Annotated in this window: 14 protein-coding genes; 9 read left to right on the forward strand and 5 right to left on the reverse strand. The window is 66.2% G+C overall.

Annotated elements, in window-relative coordinates:
• The first annotated feature begins 8 nt into the window (after positions 1-8).
• Complete coding sequence (locus GV027_RS10245; RefSeq protein ID WP_159511793.1) at positions 9-1,022, forward strand: zinc-dependent alcohol dehydrogenase family protein; 1,014 nt, start codon at positions 9-11, stop codon at positions 1,020-1,022.
• Positions 1,023-1,174: 152 nt separating this feature from the next.
• Here GV027_RS10245 and GV027_RS10250 read toward each other — a convergent pair whose 3' ends face one another.
• On the reverse strand, positions 1,175-2,797 hold the full coding sequence (locus GV027_RS10250) for an FAD-dependent oxidoreductase (RefSeq protein ID WP_159511794.1): 1,623 nt from the start codon (positions 2,795-2,797) through the stop codon (positions 1,175-1,177).
• Positions 2,798-2,956: 159 nt separating this feature from the next.
• Between GV027_RS10250 and GV027_RS10255 the strand changes: the two genes are divergently transcribed.
• The gene (locus GV027_RS10255) at positions 2,957-4,540 is read left to right on the forward strand and encodes a Na+/H+ antiporter (RefSeq protein WP_159511795.1); all 1,584 of its coding nucleotides are present in this window, start codon (positions 2,957-2,959) and stop codon (positions 4,538-4,540) included.
• 51 nt (positions 4,541-4,591) lie between these two features.
• On the opposite strand, the gene GV027_RS10260 is transcribed toward GV027_RS10255, so the two are convergent.
• A complete protein-coding gene (locus tag GV027_RS10260) occupies positions 4,592-5,182 on the reverse strand; it encodes an NADPH-dependent FMN reductase (protein ID WP_159511796.1) in 591 nt (196 codons plus the stop codon).
• A gap of 72 nt (positions 5,183-5,254) precedes the next feature.
• A complete protein-coding gene (locus GV027_RS10265; protein WP_159511797.1) occupies positions 5,255-6,082 on the reverse strand; it encodes an alpha/beta fold hydrolase in 828 nt (275 codons plus the stop codon).
• A gap of 506 nt (positions 6,083-6,588) precedes the next feature.
• Between GV027_RS10265 and GV027_RS10270 the strand changes: the two genes are divergently transcribed.
• From GV027_RS10270 to GV027_RS10285, 4 genes are all read left to right on the forward strand, one after another.
• Entirely contained in the window at positions 6,589-7,653 is a 1,065-nt protein-coding gene (locus GV027_RS10270; protein ID WP_159511798.1) for a sensor histidine kinase, read from the forward strand.
• A complete protein-coding gene (locus GV027_RS10275) occupies positions 7,650-8,405 on the forward strand; it encodes a LytR/AlgR family response regulator transcription factor (protein WP_159511799.1) in 756 nt (251 codons plus the stop codon). Before GV027_RS10270 ends, GV027_RS10275 begins: the two co-directional genes overlap by 4 nt.
• Positions 8,406-8,617: 212 nt before the next feature.
• Positions 8,618-9,091, forward strand: coding sequence for a DUF6265 family protein (locus tag GV027_RS10280; protein WP_159511800.1), 474 nt, complete (start codon positions 8,618-8,620; stop codon positions 9,089-9,091).
• Positions 9,088-11,004, forward strand: a complete 1,917-nt coding sequence (locus GV027_RS10285; RefSeq protein WP_159511801.1) for an alpha/beta hydrolase-fold protein — start codon at positions 9,088-9,090, stop codon at positions 11,002-11,004. Before GV027_RS10280 ends, GV027_RS10285 begins: the two co-directional genes overlap by 4 nt.
• 280 nt (positions 11,005-11,284) lie before the next feature.
• Here GV027_RS10285 and mgrA read toward each other — a convergent pair whose 3' ends face one another.
• Both mgrA and GV027_RS21230 read right to left on the reverse strand, forming a co-directional pair.
• Entirely contained in the window at positions 11,285-12,361 is a 1,077-nt protein-coding gene (gene mgrA, locus GV027_RS10290; RefSeq protein ID WP_159511802.1) for an L-glyceraldehyde 3-phosphate reductase, read from the reverse strand.
• A gap of 146 nt (positions 12,362-12,507) precedes the next feature.
• Positions 12,508-14,475 carry an alpha/beta fold hydrolase gene (locus GV027_RS21230; RefSeq protein WP_201302606.1) on the reverse strand — a complete coding sequence of 656 codons (1,968 nt, stop codon included), beginning with the start codon at positions 14,473-14,475 and terminating at the stop codon, positions 12,508-12,510.
• A 270-nt stretch (positions 14,476-14,745) separates the two neighbouring features.
• Here GV027_RS21230 and GV027_RS10300 point away from each other — a divergent pair, with 270 nt between their 5' ends.
• Genes GV027_RS10300 through GV027_RS10310 form a run of 3 tightly spaced genes read left to right on the forward strand, consistent with a single transcriptional unit; the run spans position 14,746 to position 17,692 of the window.
• Positions 14,746-15,723, forward strand: a complete 978-nt coding sequence (locus tag GV027_RS10300) for an SDR family oxidoreductase (RefSeq protein WP_159511803.1) — start codon at positions 14,746-14,748, stop codon at positions 15,721-15,723.
• Complete coding sequence (locus GV027_RS10305; protein WP_159511804.1) at positions 15,720-16,220, forward strand: DUF427 domain-containing protein; 501 nt, start codon at positions 15,720-15,722, stop codon at positions 16,218-16,220. Before GV027_RS10300 ends, GV027_RS10305 begins: the two co-directional genes overlap by 4 nt.
• Positions 16,217-17,692 carry a deoxyribodipyrimidine photo-lyase gene (locus tag GV027_RS10310; RefSeq protein ID WP_236559157.1) on the forward strand — a complete coding sequence of 492 codons (1,476 nt, stop codon included), beginning with the start codon at positions 16,217-16,219 and terminating at the stop codon, positions 17,690-17,692. Before GV027_RS10305 ends, GV027_RS10310 begins: the two co-directional genes overlap by 4 nt.
• The last annotated feature ends 138 nt before the right edge of the window (positions 17,693-17,830 follow it).

Consider the following 17,830-nt stretch of genomic DNA (forward strand, 5'->3'; position numbering starts at 1 on the left):
AGATTGCGATGAAAGCCTTTCACATCGGTGCCCAGAACGGCATCAGCGGACTTGTCGCCACGACCCGGCCCGCGCCGGTCGCCGGTCCCGGCGAAGCGCTGGTAGCGCCGCGTCTCGTCGGCCTGATAAGCCGCGACGTTCAGCTGCTGTGCGGCACCTACGGCGCCCGACAGCGCGAAACCCGCATTCCGATGTCCGAAGGCGTGGGCGAGGTCGTGGCGATCGGTGCGGGCGTGACCGAGGTCGCAGTCGGCGATCGCGTCGTCTGCGGTCATTTCGCGACTTGGCTGGACGGCCCGTTCCGGTCGGACGTCTTTGCGCATGATATCGGCATCACGCATGACGGCTGGCTTGCCGAAAGGGTCGTGCTTCCCGCGGCTGCGCTGATCCGGGTGCCCGACGCGCTGGCCGATGCGGATGTCGCAGGCCTCGCCTCCGCCGGCCTGACCGCCTGGAATGCACTGGTCGAGGTCTGTCGGGTCGAGGCCGGCGACACCGTGCTCTGCCTCGGCACCGGTAGCGTTGCGCTGGCGGCACTCAAGATCGCCAAGACCCGTGGCGCGCGGGTGGCGATCACGTCGTCGCAGGACGCGAAACTCGAGACGGCGCGCAGCCTCGGCGCGGACATCACGGTCAATTACCGGACGTCACCGGATTGGGCGGCCGAGGTGATCGCGCAGACCGAGGGGAAGGGCGCCGACATCGTGATCGAAACCGGCGGCGTCGACACGCTGGGGCACTCGATCGCAGCCGCGGCGATCAATGCGCGGATCATCGTCATCGGCGTTTCACCGGGCGGGGGGCCGGCGATCCCAGACTATCTGTCGCTCATCACGAAGAACGTGACGATCCGCGGGATCGCCAATGGCAGCCGCGCGATGTTCGTCGATCTGCTCGACGCGATGGCGACGAGCCGGATGACAACCGTCGTCGACCGGACGTTCGCCTTCGACGACGCACCGGACGCCGTCCGCTATTTCGCTGCGGCAGGGCATCTGGGCAAGGTGATGATCGCGTTTTGATCGCGAAAGTCCGGCCACTTCGGCGCACGTCTCTGACGGGGTTTCCTGCGATACCGCGGTTGATCCGGATGGCATGAATGACCAGCGTTGGACAGCTTGGAGCGTTTTTCAAATGACCAACCCTCGGTCAGACCTGCGAAGACGGCTTTCGTTCAGGCGCGATCCAAGCCGCGCACATGCTCCCAGACATTGGAGATGACGACCGATCCTTCCCCTACCGAGGACGCCACGCGTTTCACCGATCCGGCGCGCACGTCCCCGACGGCATAGATGCCCGCGCAGGACGTGGCGAAAGGCGATAACGCGCCAGCCCCTTCGCCGGTGAGCACGAAGCCCTTGTCGTCGAGAGCGACCAGTTCGGAGAGCCAGCCCGTATTGGGTGCGGCGCCGACCATCACGAAGACGGCGCAGCTTGCCACGGTGCGGTCGCCGTCTTCGTTGCGGATCGTCACTGCCTCCAGATTGTCCCCGCCATGAAGTTCGACGGCATGGGTGCCGTATTCGATGGTGATCGCGGGGTCTGCCTCGAGCCTGCTCGACAGATAGCTGGACATGGACGAGGCCAGGGTATCGCCGCGCACCAGCAGGCGAACGTGGCGCGCCGTACGGCTGAGGAACATCGCCGCCTGCCCGGCCGAATTGCCGCCGCCGATGACCAGCACCTCCGTATCCCGGCAGAAGCGGGCCTCATTCTCGGTCGCTGCATAATAGATGCCCGTGCCCTCGAACTCGGCGAGGCGTGCGATCGGCAGGCGTCTGTACTGGACACCGGTGGCAACCACGACAGAGGCGGCTAGTACGCGCCGACCATTGGCGAAGGTCGCACAGAAGGCGCCGTTGTCGAGCTGGTCCAGCGACTCGATCCGCCGGGGCATGACGAAGCGCGTGCCGAATTTCATCGCCTGCACCTCGCCGCGCCACACGAGATCGGCACCGGAAATGCCGGTGGGAAAGCCCATATAATTCTCGATCCGGCTGGACGTGCCGGCCTGGCCGCCGATCGCGGTCTCGTCGACCACCAGCGCGCGCAACCCTTCGGCTCCCGCATAGACGCCCGCCGACACGCCGGCGGGGCCGGCCCCGACGATGAGCACGTCGAAGGCCTCGTCCTCGGGAACATCCTGATCGAGTCCGAGCAGCCGTGCCACCTTTTCCGGCGTCGGATCGCTCACCACCACGTCGCGGCCGAACACGACGACGGGCTCCAGCGGCGCGGTTCCGCAACTGCTGGCGACATGGGCAGCCTCGGCGCTGCCGAGCGGGTAGGAGCGGTAGGGCAGGCGGTTGCGCGCAGCGAACTCGGCCACACGTCTGACGGCCCTGTCCTCGTCTTCGCCAACCAGAACCAGCATGCCATCGCCGGCATCCAGCTGCCGCCGGCGGCGTGCGGCCAGGACCGTGATGACGATGTCCGACATCTCCGGTATCGCCGCCATCAGGCGCAGCATCGCGGATCGCGGGACTTCGATGACGGTCGTGTCGCTCGCGGCGCGCATCGGGAGCGACCATGTGCCGCCGGACAGCAGCGAGATCTCGCTCATGAACTGGGTGGGCCCCAGCGTCGAAGGCACCAGCCGATCGCCCGTGAACGGGTTGACGACCTCGATCTCCCCCTCTTCGACATACACGAAGCGGTCGGCCGGCGCGCCGATCTCGGCGAGCATCATTCCCTTGGGATAGTGCTTACGCGTCCCTGCGGCCCGGATGGCGGCAATATGCGCAGGCTGTAGCGGAACCCGCTGCATTTCCCGCAGGTCACGGCCGATCGTTTCCATGAGCGCTGTCCCCTCTGCGCGGCGACACTAGCGCGGCGAACGTGACGACGGCAATCGCCCGGGAACGGCCCAGTCCAAATGCGCGCGCGGCCCGATCGCATTGACGGCATTCGGGACAGCTTGCAGGACCACCGGGCGGGCAGAAAAAGGGGCGGCTCTGTGCATCCAGCGGCAAATTTTGAGCTGATCATCCTCATGTTTCTGGTGGTGCTGGGGCTTCACTATCTGGCCCGGCGTCTGTCGCTGCCACCAGCAGCCGCGCTGATCGTCGGCGGATGCGCGGTCGCCTTCGTGCCGGGTGTGCAAGGGATCGCGATCGATCCGGAGCTGGTCCTTGTCCTGTTTCTCCCGCCCCTGCTGATGGATGGCGCGTGGTTCACCGCGGTCGCGCCATTCCGGCGGCACATGGCCGGCATTCTTTCGCTGGCGGTCGGCGCCGTCTTCTTCACCACGGCGGTTGTGGCGATCGTGACCAGGCTGCTGATGCCGGAACTGCCATGGGCCGCCTGCGTCGCGCTGGGCGCGATCCTGTCGCCGCCCGATGCGGTATCCGCGCGTGCCGTGTTGCAGCGGGTGACGCTCCCGCGCAGGCTGACCACGCTGCTCGAGGGCGAGAGCCTGCTCAACGATGCCGCGGGTCTTGTGCTGTTCCGTTTCGCGGTGGCAGCGGTGCTGACCGGCAGCTTCCATCTGGGGGCGGCGACCGGAACGTTTTTCGTGCTGGTGGCGGGCGGCATCGCGGTCGGCGCGGCGATCGGCGGGCTCTGGGTCGTTCTGCTCCGCCGGCTCGGCGATGATACGCTGATGATCGCAGCGACCGTGCTGGTCTGCTGGAGCGCTTATATCGCGGGCGAACTGCTGCACGTGTCCGGCGTCATTGCCGTCGTCACCGCGGGCCTTGTCTGCGGCTGGTATCAGCATGTCGTCTTCAACGCCCGCGTGCGCATCCGGGCGATGGCATTCTGGCAGGTGCTGGTGTTCCTTCTCGAAGCCACGGTGTTCCTGCTCATCGGCCTGTCCTTGCGGGGGCTGCTGGACCGGGTCGGCGGGCTCGACATCGTCATAGACACGATGGCGCGGCCCGTGCTGCTGATCGTCCTGGCGGTCGTTGCCGCGCGGTTCCTGTGGATCTTCGCAGTCGATGCCGGCGTCGCCACCGGTCGCCGCATCGGGTGGACGCGACAGCAACCGCTCGGAACGCGGGCGGCGGTGGTGATGAGCTGGGCCGGGATGCGCGGCGTGGTGACGCTTGCGGTCGCGCTCTCGCTGCCCGAGGCGATGCCGGCGCGGGATCTGATGCTAGTCACCGCCTTTGTCGTGATCCTCGTTACCGTCCTGGTGCAGGGCACCTCGCTCGGCTGGGTCATCCGGACCCTGAAGCCCTATGACGACGGCAGCGCGCGACCGCCGCTCGATCTGCACGCGGCGGAGATGATGCTGTTCCAGGCGCAGTTGGCGCTTGTCGAGCGCGAGGCGGTGGCGGTCGACGGCACGGTCATCCACCCGCAGCTCCTGCGGCGCTACCGGACCCGTGCAACGGCGGCGGATGCGTTCGACGGTACGGCGGAGGAGCGAAACGTGGCGATCGCCAGCCATTTCGACGTCATCATCGCCGCGGTCGCGGCCGGCCGCGCCGAGCTGGTTCGCCTGCACCGTGCCGGCCGCATCGATGACGAGACGCTCCACGACCTAGAACACGATCTCGACCTTGAGGAACTTGCCGCAGCGGCAGCGAAGGGGTGAACGAGTTCGGTTGCCCGGCGCCGCGATGAAGAGGCGCGGACATCGGCCGGGTCAATAGGGCGGGTCGAGCCGCTCACGCTGGGCGCGGGCGGCCTGCGTCCACCAGCCGAGATCGTCGGCGAAGCGCGGGAAGGCACGGGTGAGGGCGGCGCCACCGTCGCCCGCCGGTTCTCCGGTCGCATCGAAGGCATGGCCGATCCCACCCACGGCGATCGTACTGGACACCACCACCATGCCCATTTCGGACAGGATGCCGTGCCATGCGAGGCCGGCACGCGCACCGGCGAAACGTCCGGCCGAATAGCTGACGATCGCCGCCGGCCGCCAGTACCATTCCTCCAAGAAATGGTCGGTGAGGTTCTTGAGCCCGGGCTGCACGCCCCAATTATATTCGCCGGCCACGAAGACGAAGGCGTCGGCCGTCCTGATCTTTTCGGCGAGTGCCTCCAGCGCCGGCGGTGCCTCGCCGGTGGGATGTTCCTTGTACATGCGGTCGAGCATGGGAAGGTCGACCGCCCTGGCGTCGATGAGCTCGGCCGATGCACCGCGTTCGGCAAAGGCGCGGACGAGCCACTCGGCGAGGCGAATGCCCTGCCGGTCGGATCGATAGGAGCCGTAGAAGATCAGAACCCGATCGGGCATCGCGGCAATTCCTCGTTAAGCGTGTCGTGCAGAAGCACGGAGCGCGCCATCGCTCCGTGCTTCTACCATGGATCAGCCTTCGATGAAGGCGAGCAGATCGGCGTTGATCCGATCGGCGTTGGTAACCGGCATGCCGTGGGGAAAGCCGGGGTAGGAGATGAGCTTGGCGTCTTTCACGATTTCAGCCGACATCTTGCCGGTGGTGGCGAACGGAACAACCTGGTCGTCCTCGCCGTGCAGGACCAGCGTCGGCACGTCGATCGCCTTGAGATCGTCGGTGAAGTCGGTCTCGGAGAAGGCCTTGACGCCGAGCGTATGGGCGAGCGCCGAGCCCATCATGCCCTGGCGCCACCAGTTGAGCCGCACCGCCTCCTTCACCTCGGCGCCGTCGCGGTTGTACCCGAAGAAGGGAAGCGTGAAGTCGTAGTAGAATTGCGAACGGTTCGTGGCCGTCTGCTCGCGCACCATGTCGAATACGTCCATCGGCACGCCGTCCGGGTTGGCATCGGTCTTGACCATGATCGGTGCGACCGCACTGACCAGCACGGCCTTTTTGACCCGCCCGGGCTTGGCGCGCGCGACATAGCGGGCGACCTCGCCACCGCCGGTCGAATGGCCGATATGAACGGCATCGTGCAGATCCAGCGCGTCGGTCAGCGCGATGACATCCGCGACATAGGTGTCCATGTCGTGACCGTCCGCCGACTGGGTCGAACGGCCATGCCCGCGGCGGTCATGTGCGATGACACGATAGCCCTTCGTGACGAAGAACATCATCTGCGCGTCCCAGTCATCCGAACTGAGCGGCCAGCCGTGGTGGAACATGACGACCGGCGCGTCCGTGTTGCCCCAGTCCTTGTAGAAGATTTCGGTCTTGTCGACGGTGGTGACGAACGGCATTCGATGTCTCCTCGGGCTTGGTCGGGTACGCGGCACGCTACAGAGTGAAGGTGACAATCAGGCGGCGTCGACGAGGACGATCTCTCTATCCTCGATAGCGGTCATGCGCAGCACGGCCTAGTCGGCAACGGCGGGTCCCTCTCGCCGATCGAGACGCGTGAAGGTGACCTTGATCGACCCGATCGCCGGTATCAAGTCGCTACGCCGGTCGGCGCCGACCGGATATTCGGCGATTGCCTTTGGCAGGGCCTGCACCGCGTCGGAATGCGCCGCCTCGCGCGCATCGCGACACCGACGGAATAGACGTTGGCGAGGCAGAATTCGTCGGTCGCGAATTTGGGAAGCACGCAGACGTCAGCGGCTGCGAACCGATCGTGCGGGGTGAAGCGGACGATCTGTATTGGAACTGCATTTATCGCAGTTGAGCAGTTCTATTGTATTCATCCGTCCAGGCTTCGTCCCCGCCGGGCAGCTGTTCAATGTCGGGCGAATGTGCATGATTGGCCATGACCGCAGCGTATCGGCAAGGCGTCCTTCGCTATCTGGGCATTTGGGCCGCGTGGCTGGCTGTCGCGGTGGTGACGGCGTTCCAGACCTATGCCGCGGGTTTCGCGGGTGGGCCAAAGCTCGCGCTGGGGCAGGCATTGGTCAATGGGCTGATCTGGTATTCGGCCTGGGCAGCACTGATGCCCGGGGTTGTGAGCGTGGCGCGAGCGTTCGCCGACGAGCGGCGGCTGGGCAGGCTGCTGGTCGTCCATCTGGCCTTCGGGCTGCTCTTCGCGGTGCTGCATGCGGTGCTCTACAGCGCGATGAACGCGATGATCTATGTCCGCGCGCCCTGGGCGCCGTGGAGCAATGGGCTGCTGATCACGAAGCTGGCGACCAGCATCCACGTCCATCTGATGATCTACGCGCTGCTCGTCGCGATCGTGCTCGGCGCGCGCGCCTATCGGACGATGCGCGATCGCGAAGTCGCGGCGGCGCGGCTGGAGGCGCAGCTCGCAGAGGCGGAAACGGCGGCGCTGCGCGCGCAGTTGCAGCCGCACTTCCTGTTCAACACGCTCAACGCCATTTCCGCGCTGGTGCCCGACGATCCGATCGTCGCCCAGCGGCTGATCGCGCGGCTGGGCGATCTGCTGCGGCTGTCGATCGATCAGCGCAGGTCGCAGCACAGCGCGCTCGCCGATGAACTCGACTTTACCGACACCTATCTGGCGATCGAGGAAGCCCGGTTGGGCGAGCGACTGCGGATCGTCCGCGCCATCGCGCCCGGGTTGGAGACCGTCCAGGTGCCGGCGCTGCTGCTGCAGCCGCTGGTCGAGAACGCGGTGCGCCACGGAATTGCGCCGTCGATCGAAGGTGGCACGCTGACGATCGAGGCCAAGCCTGCGGGCGACATGCTGCGGATCAGCATCGCCGACAATGGCAAGGGCGCGGGAGCGATCCGCGAGGGCGTCGGGCTCGGCAACGCACGGCTGCGATTGCGCCAGCTCCATGGCGAACGCCAGTCGCTTGAGATCGACACGGCGCCGGGCGAGGGCTTCCGCGTCACCATCCTGGTGCCGCGATGATCCGGACCCTGATTATCGACGACGAGCCGCTGGCACGCCGCGCGGTGCGCCAGTCGCTGGCCGGGTTCGGCGATTTCGAGATGGTCGGCGAAGCGGGGCACGGGGCGGAAGCGGTGGCGGCAATCGGCGTGCTGCGGCCCGATCTTGTGTTCCTCGATGTACAAATGCCCGAGATGGACGGCTTTGGCGTGATCGAGGCGATCGGGGTGGATGCGATGCCGCTGGTCGTGTTCGTGACGGCGTTTGACGCCTATGCGGTGCGCGCGTTCGAGTCGGAGGCGCTCGATTACCTGCTCAAGCCGTTCGACGACCAGCGCTTTGCCCGCGTTATCGAACGGGTGCGGCGAGACATCGGCACGGGCGACGGCCAGCGCGGCGGCCAGCGCGACGGCCAGCGCGACGGGATGCGATCGCTGCTCGGCGGGCAGGGCCGGCTAGTCGCGCGCGGCGATCGCGCGACGCAACTGGTTCGGCTCGACGAGATCGACTGGATCAGTGCGGCCGGCGACTATGCCGAAGTCCATGCCGGCGGACGCAGCTTGCTGATCCACGAATCATTGACGTCGCTCGAGGCGCGGCTGCCCCAGGCTGCGTTCGCGCGGATCCATCGCGCCGCGATCGTCCGGCTCGACCGGTTGGTCGAAGTCCGGCCCGGCACCCATGGCGACGGCTCGGTGCGGCTGGCGTGCGGCGCGGAGCTCCGGTTCAGCCGGCGATATCGCGAGCCGATCGACGGGTACCTTACCCGCTGATCCCGCTCGACGATCCGCCGGACCCGCCCGGCGAAAATCCATTGCCGGCGAACCCCGTTCCGGGCCCGTATGCCGCTCAACCAAGACAGGGGGTGGGCATGGGGTTGAGGCACAGGGCATATGCCCTTTTCAGGTTTCCGACGGCGGTATTCGCGCTGGCGATCCTGTTCCACGCAAGCCCTTCATCGGCGCAACGCGCCAACCCCCGGGCCATGATCAAGCTTCACGCCGAAGGTCGCCAGGCCCCGCGTGCGACGATCGCCGACATGGCGTGGATCGAGGGCCACTGGATCGGCGACATGCCCGATGGCCCGGTCGAGCATGTGCTTCTCAGTCCTCGCTTTGGGCAGCTTCCAGGCTTCGTCCGCGCGCTCGCTCCCCAGATCCTGGCCTTTTACGAGATCGGCGTGTTCGCCGAGATTGGACATTCGCTCACGCTTCGGGTCAAGCACTTCACGCCGGAACTCGCCGGTTGGGAAGCGCAGGCGGCTTACATCGACCGTCCGCTGGTCGATCGCAATTCGACCAGCTTCTACTTCGACGGCGCGACTTTCTCGCGAACCGGGCCGGATAGCTTCACGGTCTATTTCCTCAATCGCTCGGAGGGGCAGGAACGCGAGACACTCGTGATTCCCTTCCGGCGTACATCAGGCCCCACGCGGCAAAGCGATGGAGCGTCGTCATGAGCGGGTTACGCAAGCTTTACGCCGTTGCCTGTTGCTTGCTGGCGCTGTTCGTCGCTCCCGCGATGGCGCAGCCGCAGGGCCGGCTGGTTGCCAGCACGCTGCAATCGACCGGCTTCGCCGGCAGCAAGATCGGCATCTCGCCAGTCCGCAACCTCACGGTCTATCTGCCGCCGCGCTACGCCGAGCCGGGCAAGCGATTTCCCGTCCTCTACTTCCTCAACTATTTCTTCGAAGATCACCGCGAACCCTTCGCCAGCCATGGCGCAAAGGCGTTGCTGGACAAGGCGATAGGGCAGGGTCTGATCGGCGACGTCATCGTCGTGACCGCCGACTTCACGACCCCCGCGGGCAGTTCATGGTACGTGAATTCGCCGGCGACGGGCAATTGGGAGGATTTCATGGTGCGCGAGCTGGTGCCGCACATCGATGCCACCTACCGCACGCTCGCCACCCGGGATTCGCGCGGGATCGCGGGGGACGGTCCGGGGGCGTATGGCGCGATCCGCTTCGGCATGCGCCATCCGGACATGTTCGGCGCGGTCTATGGCATGCAGCCGGTGGCGAGCGGCCCCAATATTCAGCCGACGCACAGCCGCCCGAACTTCGAACGCATGGCGCGCGCGACATCGCTCGACGATCTGCGGGACGACGGCTTCTCGCTGATCTTCACGTCGATCTATCAGGCCTTCGCGCCGAACCCGAACCGACCGCCGCTGTTCTTCGATCCACCGGCGCGGCGTGTCGACGGGCGCATCGTAGTGGACAGCGACCGTACGGCGCGTTTCAAACAGGGATTCGCGCTGACGGCCTTGCTCCCCGCTTATGCCGACAATCTCAAATCGCTGCGGGGCTTCAAGTTCGACTGGGGGCGTCAGGACACGCTGGTCGATCATGTCTATGGCGCGCAGGCCTTTTCCAATCTCCTCGCCGAATATGGCGTGCCGCACGAAGCCGAGGAGCATGGTGGCGGCTTTCGCGACCGGCATTGGGGCGAGCAGGGGCGCTTCTACACCGATGTGCTGCCCTTCTTCGCGCGGCACCTGTTGTTCGGACCTCCCGCGACGCCGACCGAACGCGTCAACGCCGCGCACGCTAAGCTGCGTCAGGCGATGCTCGCCAATGATGTTGATGCCCGCGCCATGCTCTACCGCGCAGATGCGCGCTCGATGCCCGAATATCAGCCGGTGCTGATCGGCACGCGCCAGATTGCGGCCTATCACCGCGCGATGCGCGAGCGGCGGCGTGTGACCAGCTATGTGCCGGTGGCAAGCGAAGTCCTCGAGCTGGACGACACTTTGGTCGAGATCGGAACCTTCACGATCCGCTGGTCCGACCGCATCGATGAGGAGCGGGGAAAATACGCGCATGTCTGGGGCGTCGAGCGGGACGGCAGCCTCAGGCTCAAGGCCGACACCTGGGGCTATTTCCGCCCACTGGCCGATCCCGCGGGCTTCTTCACCGCGATCCCGGAGCCGTCGTCCTCGCCCATCCCGCTAGCCGCAGGCGATCGGTCCGTGGGCGAATTCCTACGGGCGCATAACGACCGCGACGCCGAGGCCGTGCGGACCAAGGATGTCGAGGCGAAGCTCGTGGATTACACCGACGACGCCGTCTTCATGCCCTTCGCCGATACGCCCAAACGCGGCATGGCCGAGATCCGCCCCTATCTGACCGCCTATACTGCAGCGGGAAGCGGCGCGACCTTCCGCGACGTGCGGGTCTGGACCCTGGCATTCGAAAATCACGGTGCGTGGGTGATCGAATATCCCAAATTCCGCGTCGAGTGGACCGCGGGGGGCCAGTCGGGCACCGTCAAGGGCGGGGGCATCCGGCTGTGGCAGCGTCAGGCTGGCGGCTCGCTCAAGCTGCATCGCCAGATCGGAACACACGACTATGTCGTCCCGGCCCGTTGAGGCGGCGCCCCGCTTGGTCTGGATCGAAAGCAGGCATTCCGCTATCAACCTGACATCGGAGGTCTTCGATCGAGGCGGGCATTTACAAGCCTAGCGAGGCGCTCAGATCACGACGGGGCAAGGCTCAATAAACGTGGTTTTCTCAAACAGATCACGGCATCGCGTATTCTAGCAATTGTGCACCGCTGTCGGCGAACTAACCGGGCATGAACGGATGTCTGAAGGTAGGGCGCGCAAACGCCGCCTGGAATGTCCTGAAGGCGGTCGTCCTGACCGTTGTTCAGGCGGGCACTCCTTGTGCTGCCGGCAGAGCAGTGATGTCAGATGATCCCGACCAGAGATTGACGCCGCCATCGTCGGCCGCGTTGTCGATCGCGGTGAGTTCGTCGGCGGAGAAATCGAGCGTCTTTACAGAGTCCAGCGAGTCGTCGAGCTGTTCGACCGTCCGGGCGCCGATCAGCGCCGACGTGACGCGCGGGTCGCGCAAGACCCACGCGATCGCCATCTGGGCCAGCGTTTGTCCGCGCTCACCTGCGATTTCGTTCAGGGTACGGATGGCAGCAAGGTTCTGATCCGTGAGCAAGGCCTGCGACAGCGACCCGTCACGGGTTGCTCGCGCATCCTGTGGAACGCCCCTGAGGTATTTATTCGTCAGCATGCCCTGCGCCAAGGGTGAGAAGGCAATGCAGCCGACGCCCAGCTCCTCCAGCGTCGCCAGCAGATCGCGCTCTATCCACCGGTTCAGGATCGAATAGCTGGGCTGGTGGATGAACAGCGGCACCTTTTCCGCGGCCAGAATCTCGGCCGCACGGCGGGTAAGCCCCGGCTCGTAGGAGGAGATGCCGACATATAGTGCCTTGCCCTGTCGATGGAGTTGCACCAGCGCGCCCATCGTCTCCTCGAGCGGGGTCGCGGCATCCACCCGGTGCGAATAGAAGATGTCGACATAGTCGAGGCCCATTCGCTTGAGGCTCTGGTCGCAGCTCGCAATCAGGTATTTTTTGGATGAACCGACATCGCCATACGGTCCGGGCCACATGTCCCAACCCGCCTTGGTCGAGATGATGAGTTCGTCGCGATGGGCCGCGAAATCGGAGGCGAGGATGCGACCGAAATTTTCTTCGGCCGAGCCATAGGGCGGGCCGTAATTGTTGGCGAGATCGAAGTGGGTCACGCCACGATCGAATGCCCGCCGCAGGATGGCTCGCCCCGTCTCGAACACATCCTGTCCGCCGAAGTTCTGCCACAGCCCCAGGCTGATTGCCGGCAGCCTCAGCCCGCTTCGGCCGGTGCGTCGATAGGGCATGCCGCTGTCATACCGGAGCGGGGACGCGACGTACGGACGGGGAAACGACATTGGTGACTCCTTGTAAACGTCTTCGATGCGCAACGCGCAAACCGTTTCGGCGCAGCGTGCATCACTCTTCTGAACTGCCTCGATCGCGTCGGGCAGGTGCGCGATGCAGCGCTGCAGTTAGGCACGGAAGCTGCCCTAAGGCCTGCCTAGATCAGCCATTCGAAAGCACGCTTCAGTCGTGCCGCACCATTGGTGTCGAACGGCTGACCATGAGCGAAGATCACCCGGTCAGGCTCGAGCGCCACGATCGCTCGCACCGCGTTTCTAGCGTCCGCGCCGCCTAGCCGTACTGGTAGCCGAAGGTACCGTGCGGTCGTGCCGTTCGTGGCAGCGGAGGCCTGCATCAATAGCCGCGTGACAGGCGGCAGCTTGTCAGGATCGAGGTTTTCGATGAGGTCGACGAGCACGAGCGTCCTAGTCTGCCGGTGGAAGAACCAAATCTCGTTGAAGCCAGCGCCCGCCGGCACCATGCCTTGATCAAGTGTGTCCGACCATTCCGCCGGGGCCGTTCCACCGAGTTCGGCATCGAACCGCACCGACGATGCGCGGACCTGTGCCCGGTCCCGCAGCCCTGGCGCACCCCAGCTGGTCGCATCCGGGTAGGCCCGTTGCCAATCGGCAATGTAGGTCCAGTGCGCGATGTTGGGGGCAACGAGATGCCGTACCCGGCCCAGCGCTTCGATCGCCTTGGCCAGCGCGGCCGAATAGGGGGTCGGCGAATGCAGAAGCAGATCGCCATTTTCGAGGCGGACGATCGTCATGCGCACGGGCAGCGCTATCCCCATCGCGTTTATCGGTCCGCTGTCGACGATCCAGATACCCTCGGCAAAAGCTTTCGGGACATCCAGTGGCGGGTAGGTCGCGCGATGCCGGGCTTGGGTATCGTCCGGGCGTCGATGACTGTCCGCCAACGTCCAAAATCCTATAGCGGCAACGCCGACGACACCCGCCGCGGCGGTGATCCGACGCCGCCTGCGCGCTTTCGAGGACGCCTGGTCGGCAAAGAAGCGTCGCATATCCGCCAGCAGAAGCCTGGGCTGTTCGAGCGCCGCGAAATGGCCACCCGCCTCCATCTCGCTCCAGTGGACGATGTTGTAGGTCTTGCGTGCCTGCGAGCGCGGGGGCGGCGGGAAAACGGGGTCGGGGAAGGCTGCGACGCCGGTCGGCACCTTGATACGGCTGCCTGCCGGAAGTTCGCCCGAACCCTCCAGCATGCGGCCGCGATACATCCAGGTGGACGTGATGAAGGACCCCTCGACGAGGTACAGCATGATGTTGGTGAGGAGCGTATCTTCGTCGAACGCCTGCCAGAGATCGGGCCGACCCTGTTCATCACGCGGCACGTCCGCCCAAGCGCCGAACTTCTCCAGAATCCAGGCGGCAACGCCGACGGGACTGTCCGACATGGCAATGCCGAGCGTCTGCGGACGCGTGCCTTGTTCGTGCGCGTAGCCGGTTTCTTCTTTCGCCAAGGTCGCCCGTCGTGCCGCCCAAGCAAGTTCGTCGGGCGTCTTCGGCGATATGTCCGCCGCCTGAAGGAGAACCATGTTGAGGTGCAGCGCTGCCACGGCTTCGGGATGATCGTGCGCCATCCAGCTTCCAATCGCCGCGCCCCAGTCACCACCTTGCACCAGATAGCGCGCATCGCCGAAAAGCTCGGTCATCAGACCGTGCATCAACGCGCCTGTTCGGCGCGGTCCGATCGGCGCGGCAGGGCGCCCGGAAAAGGCGTAGCCCGGAAGCGAGGGCACGACGACGTCATGGCCGTCGGCGACCAATGGCGCGATGAGCGCCTCGAATTCCAGGAACGAGCCCGGCCAGCCATGCAGCAGGAGCAGGGGTGGGCGCGAACCATCGCCCCGCGCATGGATGAAGTGAAGCTTTTCGCCCAGCACCTCCGTCGTGAACTGGGGTAGAGCATTCAGCCGACGTTCCTGTGCGCGCCAGTCGAACCGCATGCGCCAATGGTCCACGAGCCGCTTGAGGTCCGCAAGGCCGACCCCTGACGTCCAGCTTCCGGCGTCCGGCAGCGCGCCCCAGTCGAACGATGCGACCTTGGCGTTGATGCCGGCGAGCCGCTCGTCGGGTACTGCAATCTTAAAGGGCTTTGCCATCTCGTGTCCTAGCGTTCCAAGGGCGCGCGCCCCGTCTCAAGCAACACCAACGCACGCACCTGCGTCGCGTTCAAATCGGCCGGTATTCCGCAGTGAGAGCACATCTCGAAGCTCGAGCCCGATACGGTGAGATGGGTTCTGCGGCGCTCGTGGGACACCGCAGCGCCTTCAGAACGTTGGAGGGGCTATGCATGATGACAGGCCAGCCCCTCCGACGCCACAGCGTCTTCTCGCCGACGCAGTGCGGCCAAACACCCCGAGCATGGTCCAATGAGCGCGGATCACACGCTCGCCGGGCACCGGGTGGTGATCACCGGTGGATCGAGCGGTATCGGCGCGGCCACGGCGGTGGCCTTCGCGGCGGCGGGCGCACGGGTCGTCCTGGGTGCCCGCGGCAGGGAAGGGCTGGACGACGTCGCTAGCCGCTGTGCCGCGGCGGGCGGCAGCGCGATCGTCCGGCCCGTCGACTGTACGGATGCAGCCGCGGTGGCGACATTCGCTGCCGAGGCCCGCGACCTGCTCGGTGGCATCGACCTGTGGTTCAGCTGCGAGGGGGTCGGCGTGCTCGGCCGGTACGAGGACGTGCCGATCGCAGACCATGCGCGCGTCGTCGACGTGAACCTCGTCGCTCACATGAATGATGTGCACGCGGTGCTGCCGATCTTCCTGGCGCAGGATCGCGGCACCTGGGTCAACATGATCTCGGCCGGCGGCTTCGTTGCGACGCCGTATGCGGCGGCCTATTCGGCGAGCAAGTTCGGGTTGCGCGGGTTCAGTGCGGCACTCCGCGGCGAGGTGTCGAAGCGCCCGCACATCCATATATGCGACGTCTGTCCGACTTTCGTCGACACGCCCGGCGTCGACCACGCCGGCAACTATACGGGCGCACGGCTCGCGTTGCCGCCGGGTTCGCTCGCACCCGAGACGGTTGCGAAGGCCGTCGTGGGGCTCGCCACGCGACCCCGCAATCTCACCGCAGTCGGCGCGCCGGCGATCGCCTTCAAGCTGGGGGAGTTCGCAGCGCCGAACCTGCTGGCGGCGATCCTGAGCGGCTTCCTCGACACCTGGTCAGCGCGCGCACCCGACGGTGACGACAGCGACGGGGTATTGTTCGAGCCCGGCGTCGCAGCCGGTCCGGATGGCGGCCGACGCGATCCGCACCGGGGGCGCAAGGTCGCGGCTGCGACGTCCGGTATCGCGGTGCTCGGCCTTGCGGGTATCGGCATCTGGCTCGGTCGTCGCCGGTGAGCGACAACGACCGCGATCCTTCACTCGCGCCCGGCCAGGAGAGCGTGTGGCGCTTTCCTCGCCCGGCCATCGCCGAAGCGAGCGAGCGGTGGATCCGCATCGAGCATCGCGGCGTCCTCGTCGCCGATACGCGCCGGGCTGTCCGCACGCTGGAGACCAGCCATCCGCCCAGCTGGTACCTGCCGCCAGACGCTCTGAACCTCGGCCTGCTTCGCCGTTCGGAGCGACGTTCGTTCTGCGAGTGGAAGGGCCACGCGGTCTACTGGCACCTGGCGATCGGAGCCGAAGTGCTGCGCGACGTGGCGTGGAGCTATCCGGAGCCGACGCCGGCCTTTGCGGTCTTGCGCGACCATGTCGCCTTCTATGCCGGTCCGCTCGATAGATGCACGGTGGACGGCGAGCAGGTGGTCCCGCAGCCCGGCGGGTTTTACGGCGGCTGGATAACGTCGGACCTTGTGGGGCCGTTCAAAGGCATACCGGGCAGCATGGGATGGTGACGGCCGTTCTGCCTGCCGGTCTTCGCGACTGGCGAGAAGCGCCGCGCGTGCGGGTGCTGAACGACCGCGCGATGAACGTCAGCGGCCGGTACGTCCTGTGCTGGCTGCAGCAGGCGCTGCGGGCTCGCGACAATCCGGTGATTGATGCGAGCATTCTGCTCGGCAGCGCGCTCGGTTTGCCGGTCCTGGTGTACCACGGCGTGCGCGAGGACTATCCCTATGCCTCCGACCGGCTGCACCACTTCATCCTGGCGGCGAGCCGCGACCTTGGTACCGGGTGCACGAAGCGTGGTCTGGCCTGCGTTCATCACGTCGATCGGGCTGGGCACCGTGAAAAGGGTCTCGTGCACCGGCTTGGCGCCGAGGCGGCGGCGATCCTAGTGGAGGACCAGCCGACCTACGTCGCCCGCTGGCAGTCCGAGCGCGTCGCCGCCCGCGCCGCGTCGCCGGTCTATGCGGTCGAGGCTGCGTGCCTGGTACCCCCGGCCGTGCTGGGCGGCGACATCCGTGGACGATCGGGGTTCCTGCGAAGCCACGAACCCGAGCGTTCCAACTGGGTGGAGGCGGAGGAGGCGGTGCCGGAACAGCCCGCTTACGCCGGGACGCTGCCCTTCACGCCGGACAGGTTGGACACATGCGATCTCGACGCGCTGGTGACCAGTCTCGCGATTGATCATACGGTGCCGGTCAGCGACCTGCACCCGGCTGGTCGGGGCGCGGCAGAGGAACGGTTGCGGCGGCTGGTGACCGAGGTGTTGCCCGGCTATGCATCAGCGCGCAACGACGCCACGCGCGCGGACGGCGCCAGCGGATTGTCGCCCTATCTGCACTTTGGTGTGCTGGGCCCGCGCGAGGTGATGGCCGCGGTCGCCGCGGCTGATGCAGGTAGCAGGCACAAGGCAAAGTTCGCCGACGAGCTTCTCGGATGGCGCGAGTGGTTCCACTATCAGGCGCAGGATCTTGCCGCGCCGGAGCGCTACGACCGCGTCGCCGGCTGGGCAGTCGACACGCTTGCAGATCATGCCGCCGATGGCCGCCCCGAGCTGGAGACGTTGAGCGCGATGCTCCACGGCGAAACGCGCGACGAGACCTGGAATGCCTGCCAGAAGCAATTTCTAGTCGACGGCTGGATGCACAACAATTTGCGGATGTACTGGGGCAAACGTATCATCGCGATGACGCCCAGCCCGGAAGCGGCATGGTCCACAGCCTGCTATCTCAACGACCGACTCAGCCTCGACGGTCGCGACCCGTCGACCTACGGCAACATCGCCGCGACGTTCGCGGGCTCGCCATCGGACCGCGAACGACCGATCTACGGGCGCGTCTCGACACGCAGTGACGGCTCCACCCGGCGCAGGGACGGCGGCGACGAATGGCTCGCTGCGGCAGCGTCAAGGGCGGTGCCGCGGGTATCGGTTCCGGCGGAGGTGCCGGTCGATCCATATCTCACCGGCGAGCCGACCGTCTGAGCGGTCGTGCGACAGGGGGGCTTTGACCTGCAGATGCGGCCGAACAAACGCCTGCATTCCCGGCCTCTCTGCCATAGCTTCCCATGCGTCACCACCGCGCCCGTCTTCAGAATGCCAATGATTTGCTGCTTTACCCGT

This window comes from Sphingomonas sp. T1 (assembly GCF_902506585.1).
In the GTDB taxonomy this organism is placed as follows: domain Bacteria; phylum Pseudomonadota; class Alphaproteobacteria; order Sphingomonadales; family Sphingomonadaceae; genus Sphingomonas; species Sphingomonas aerolata.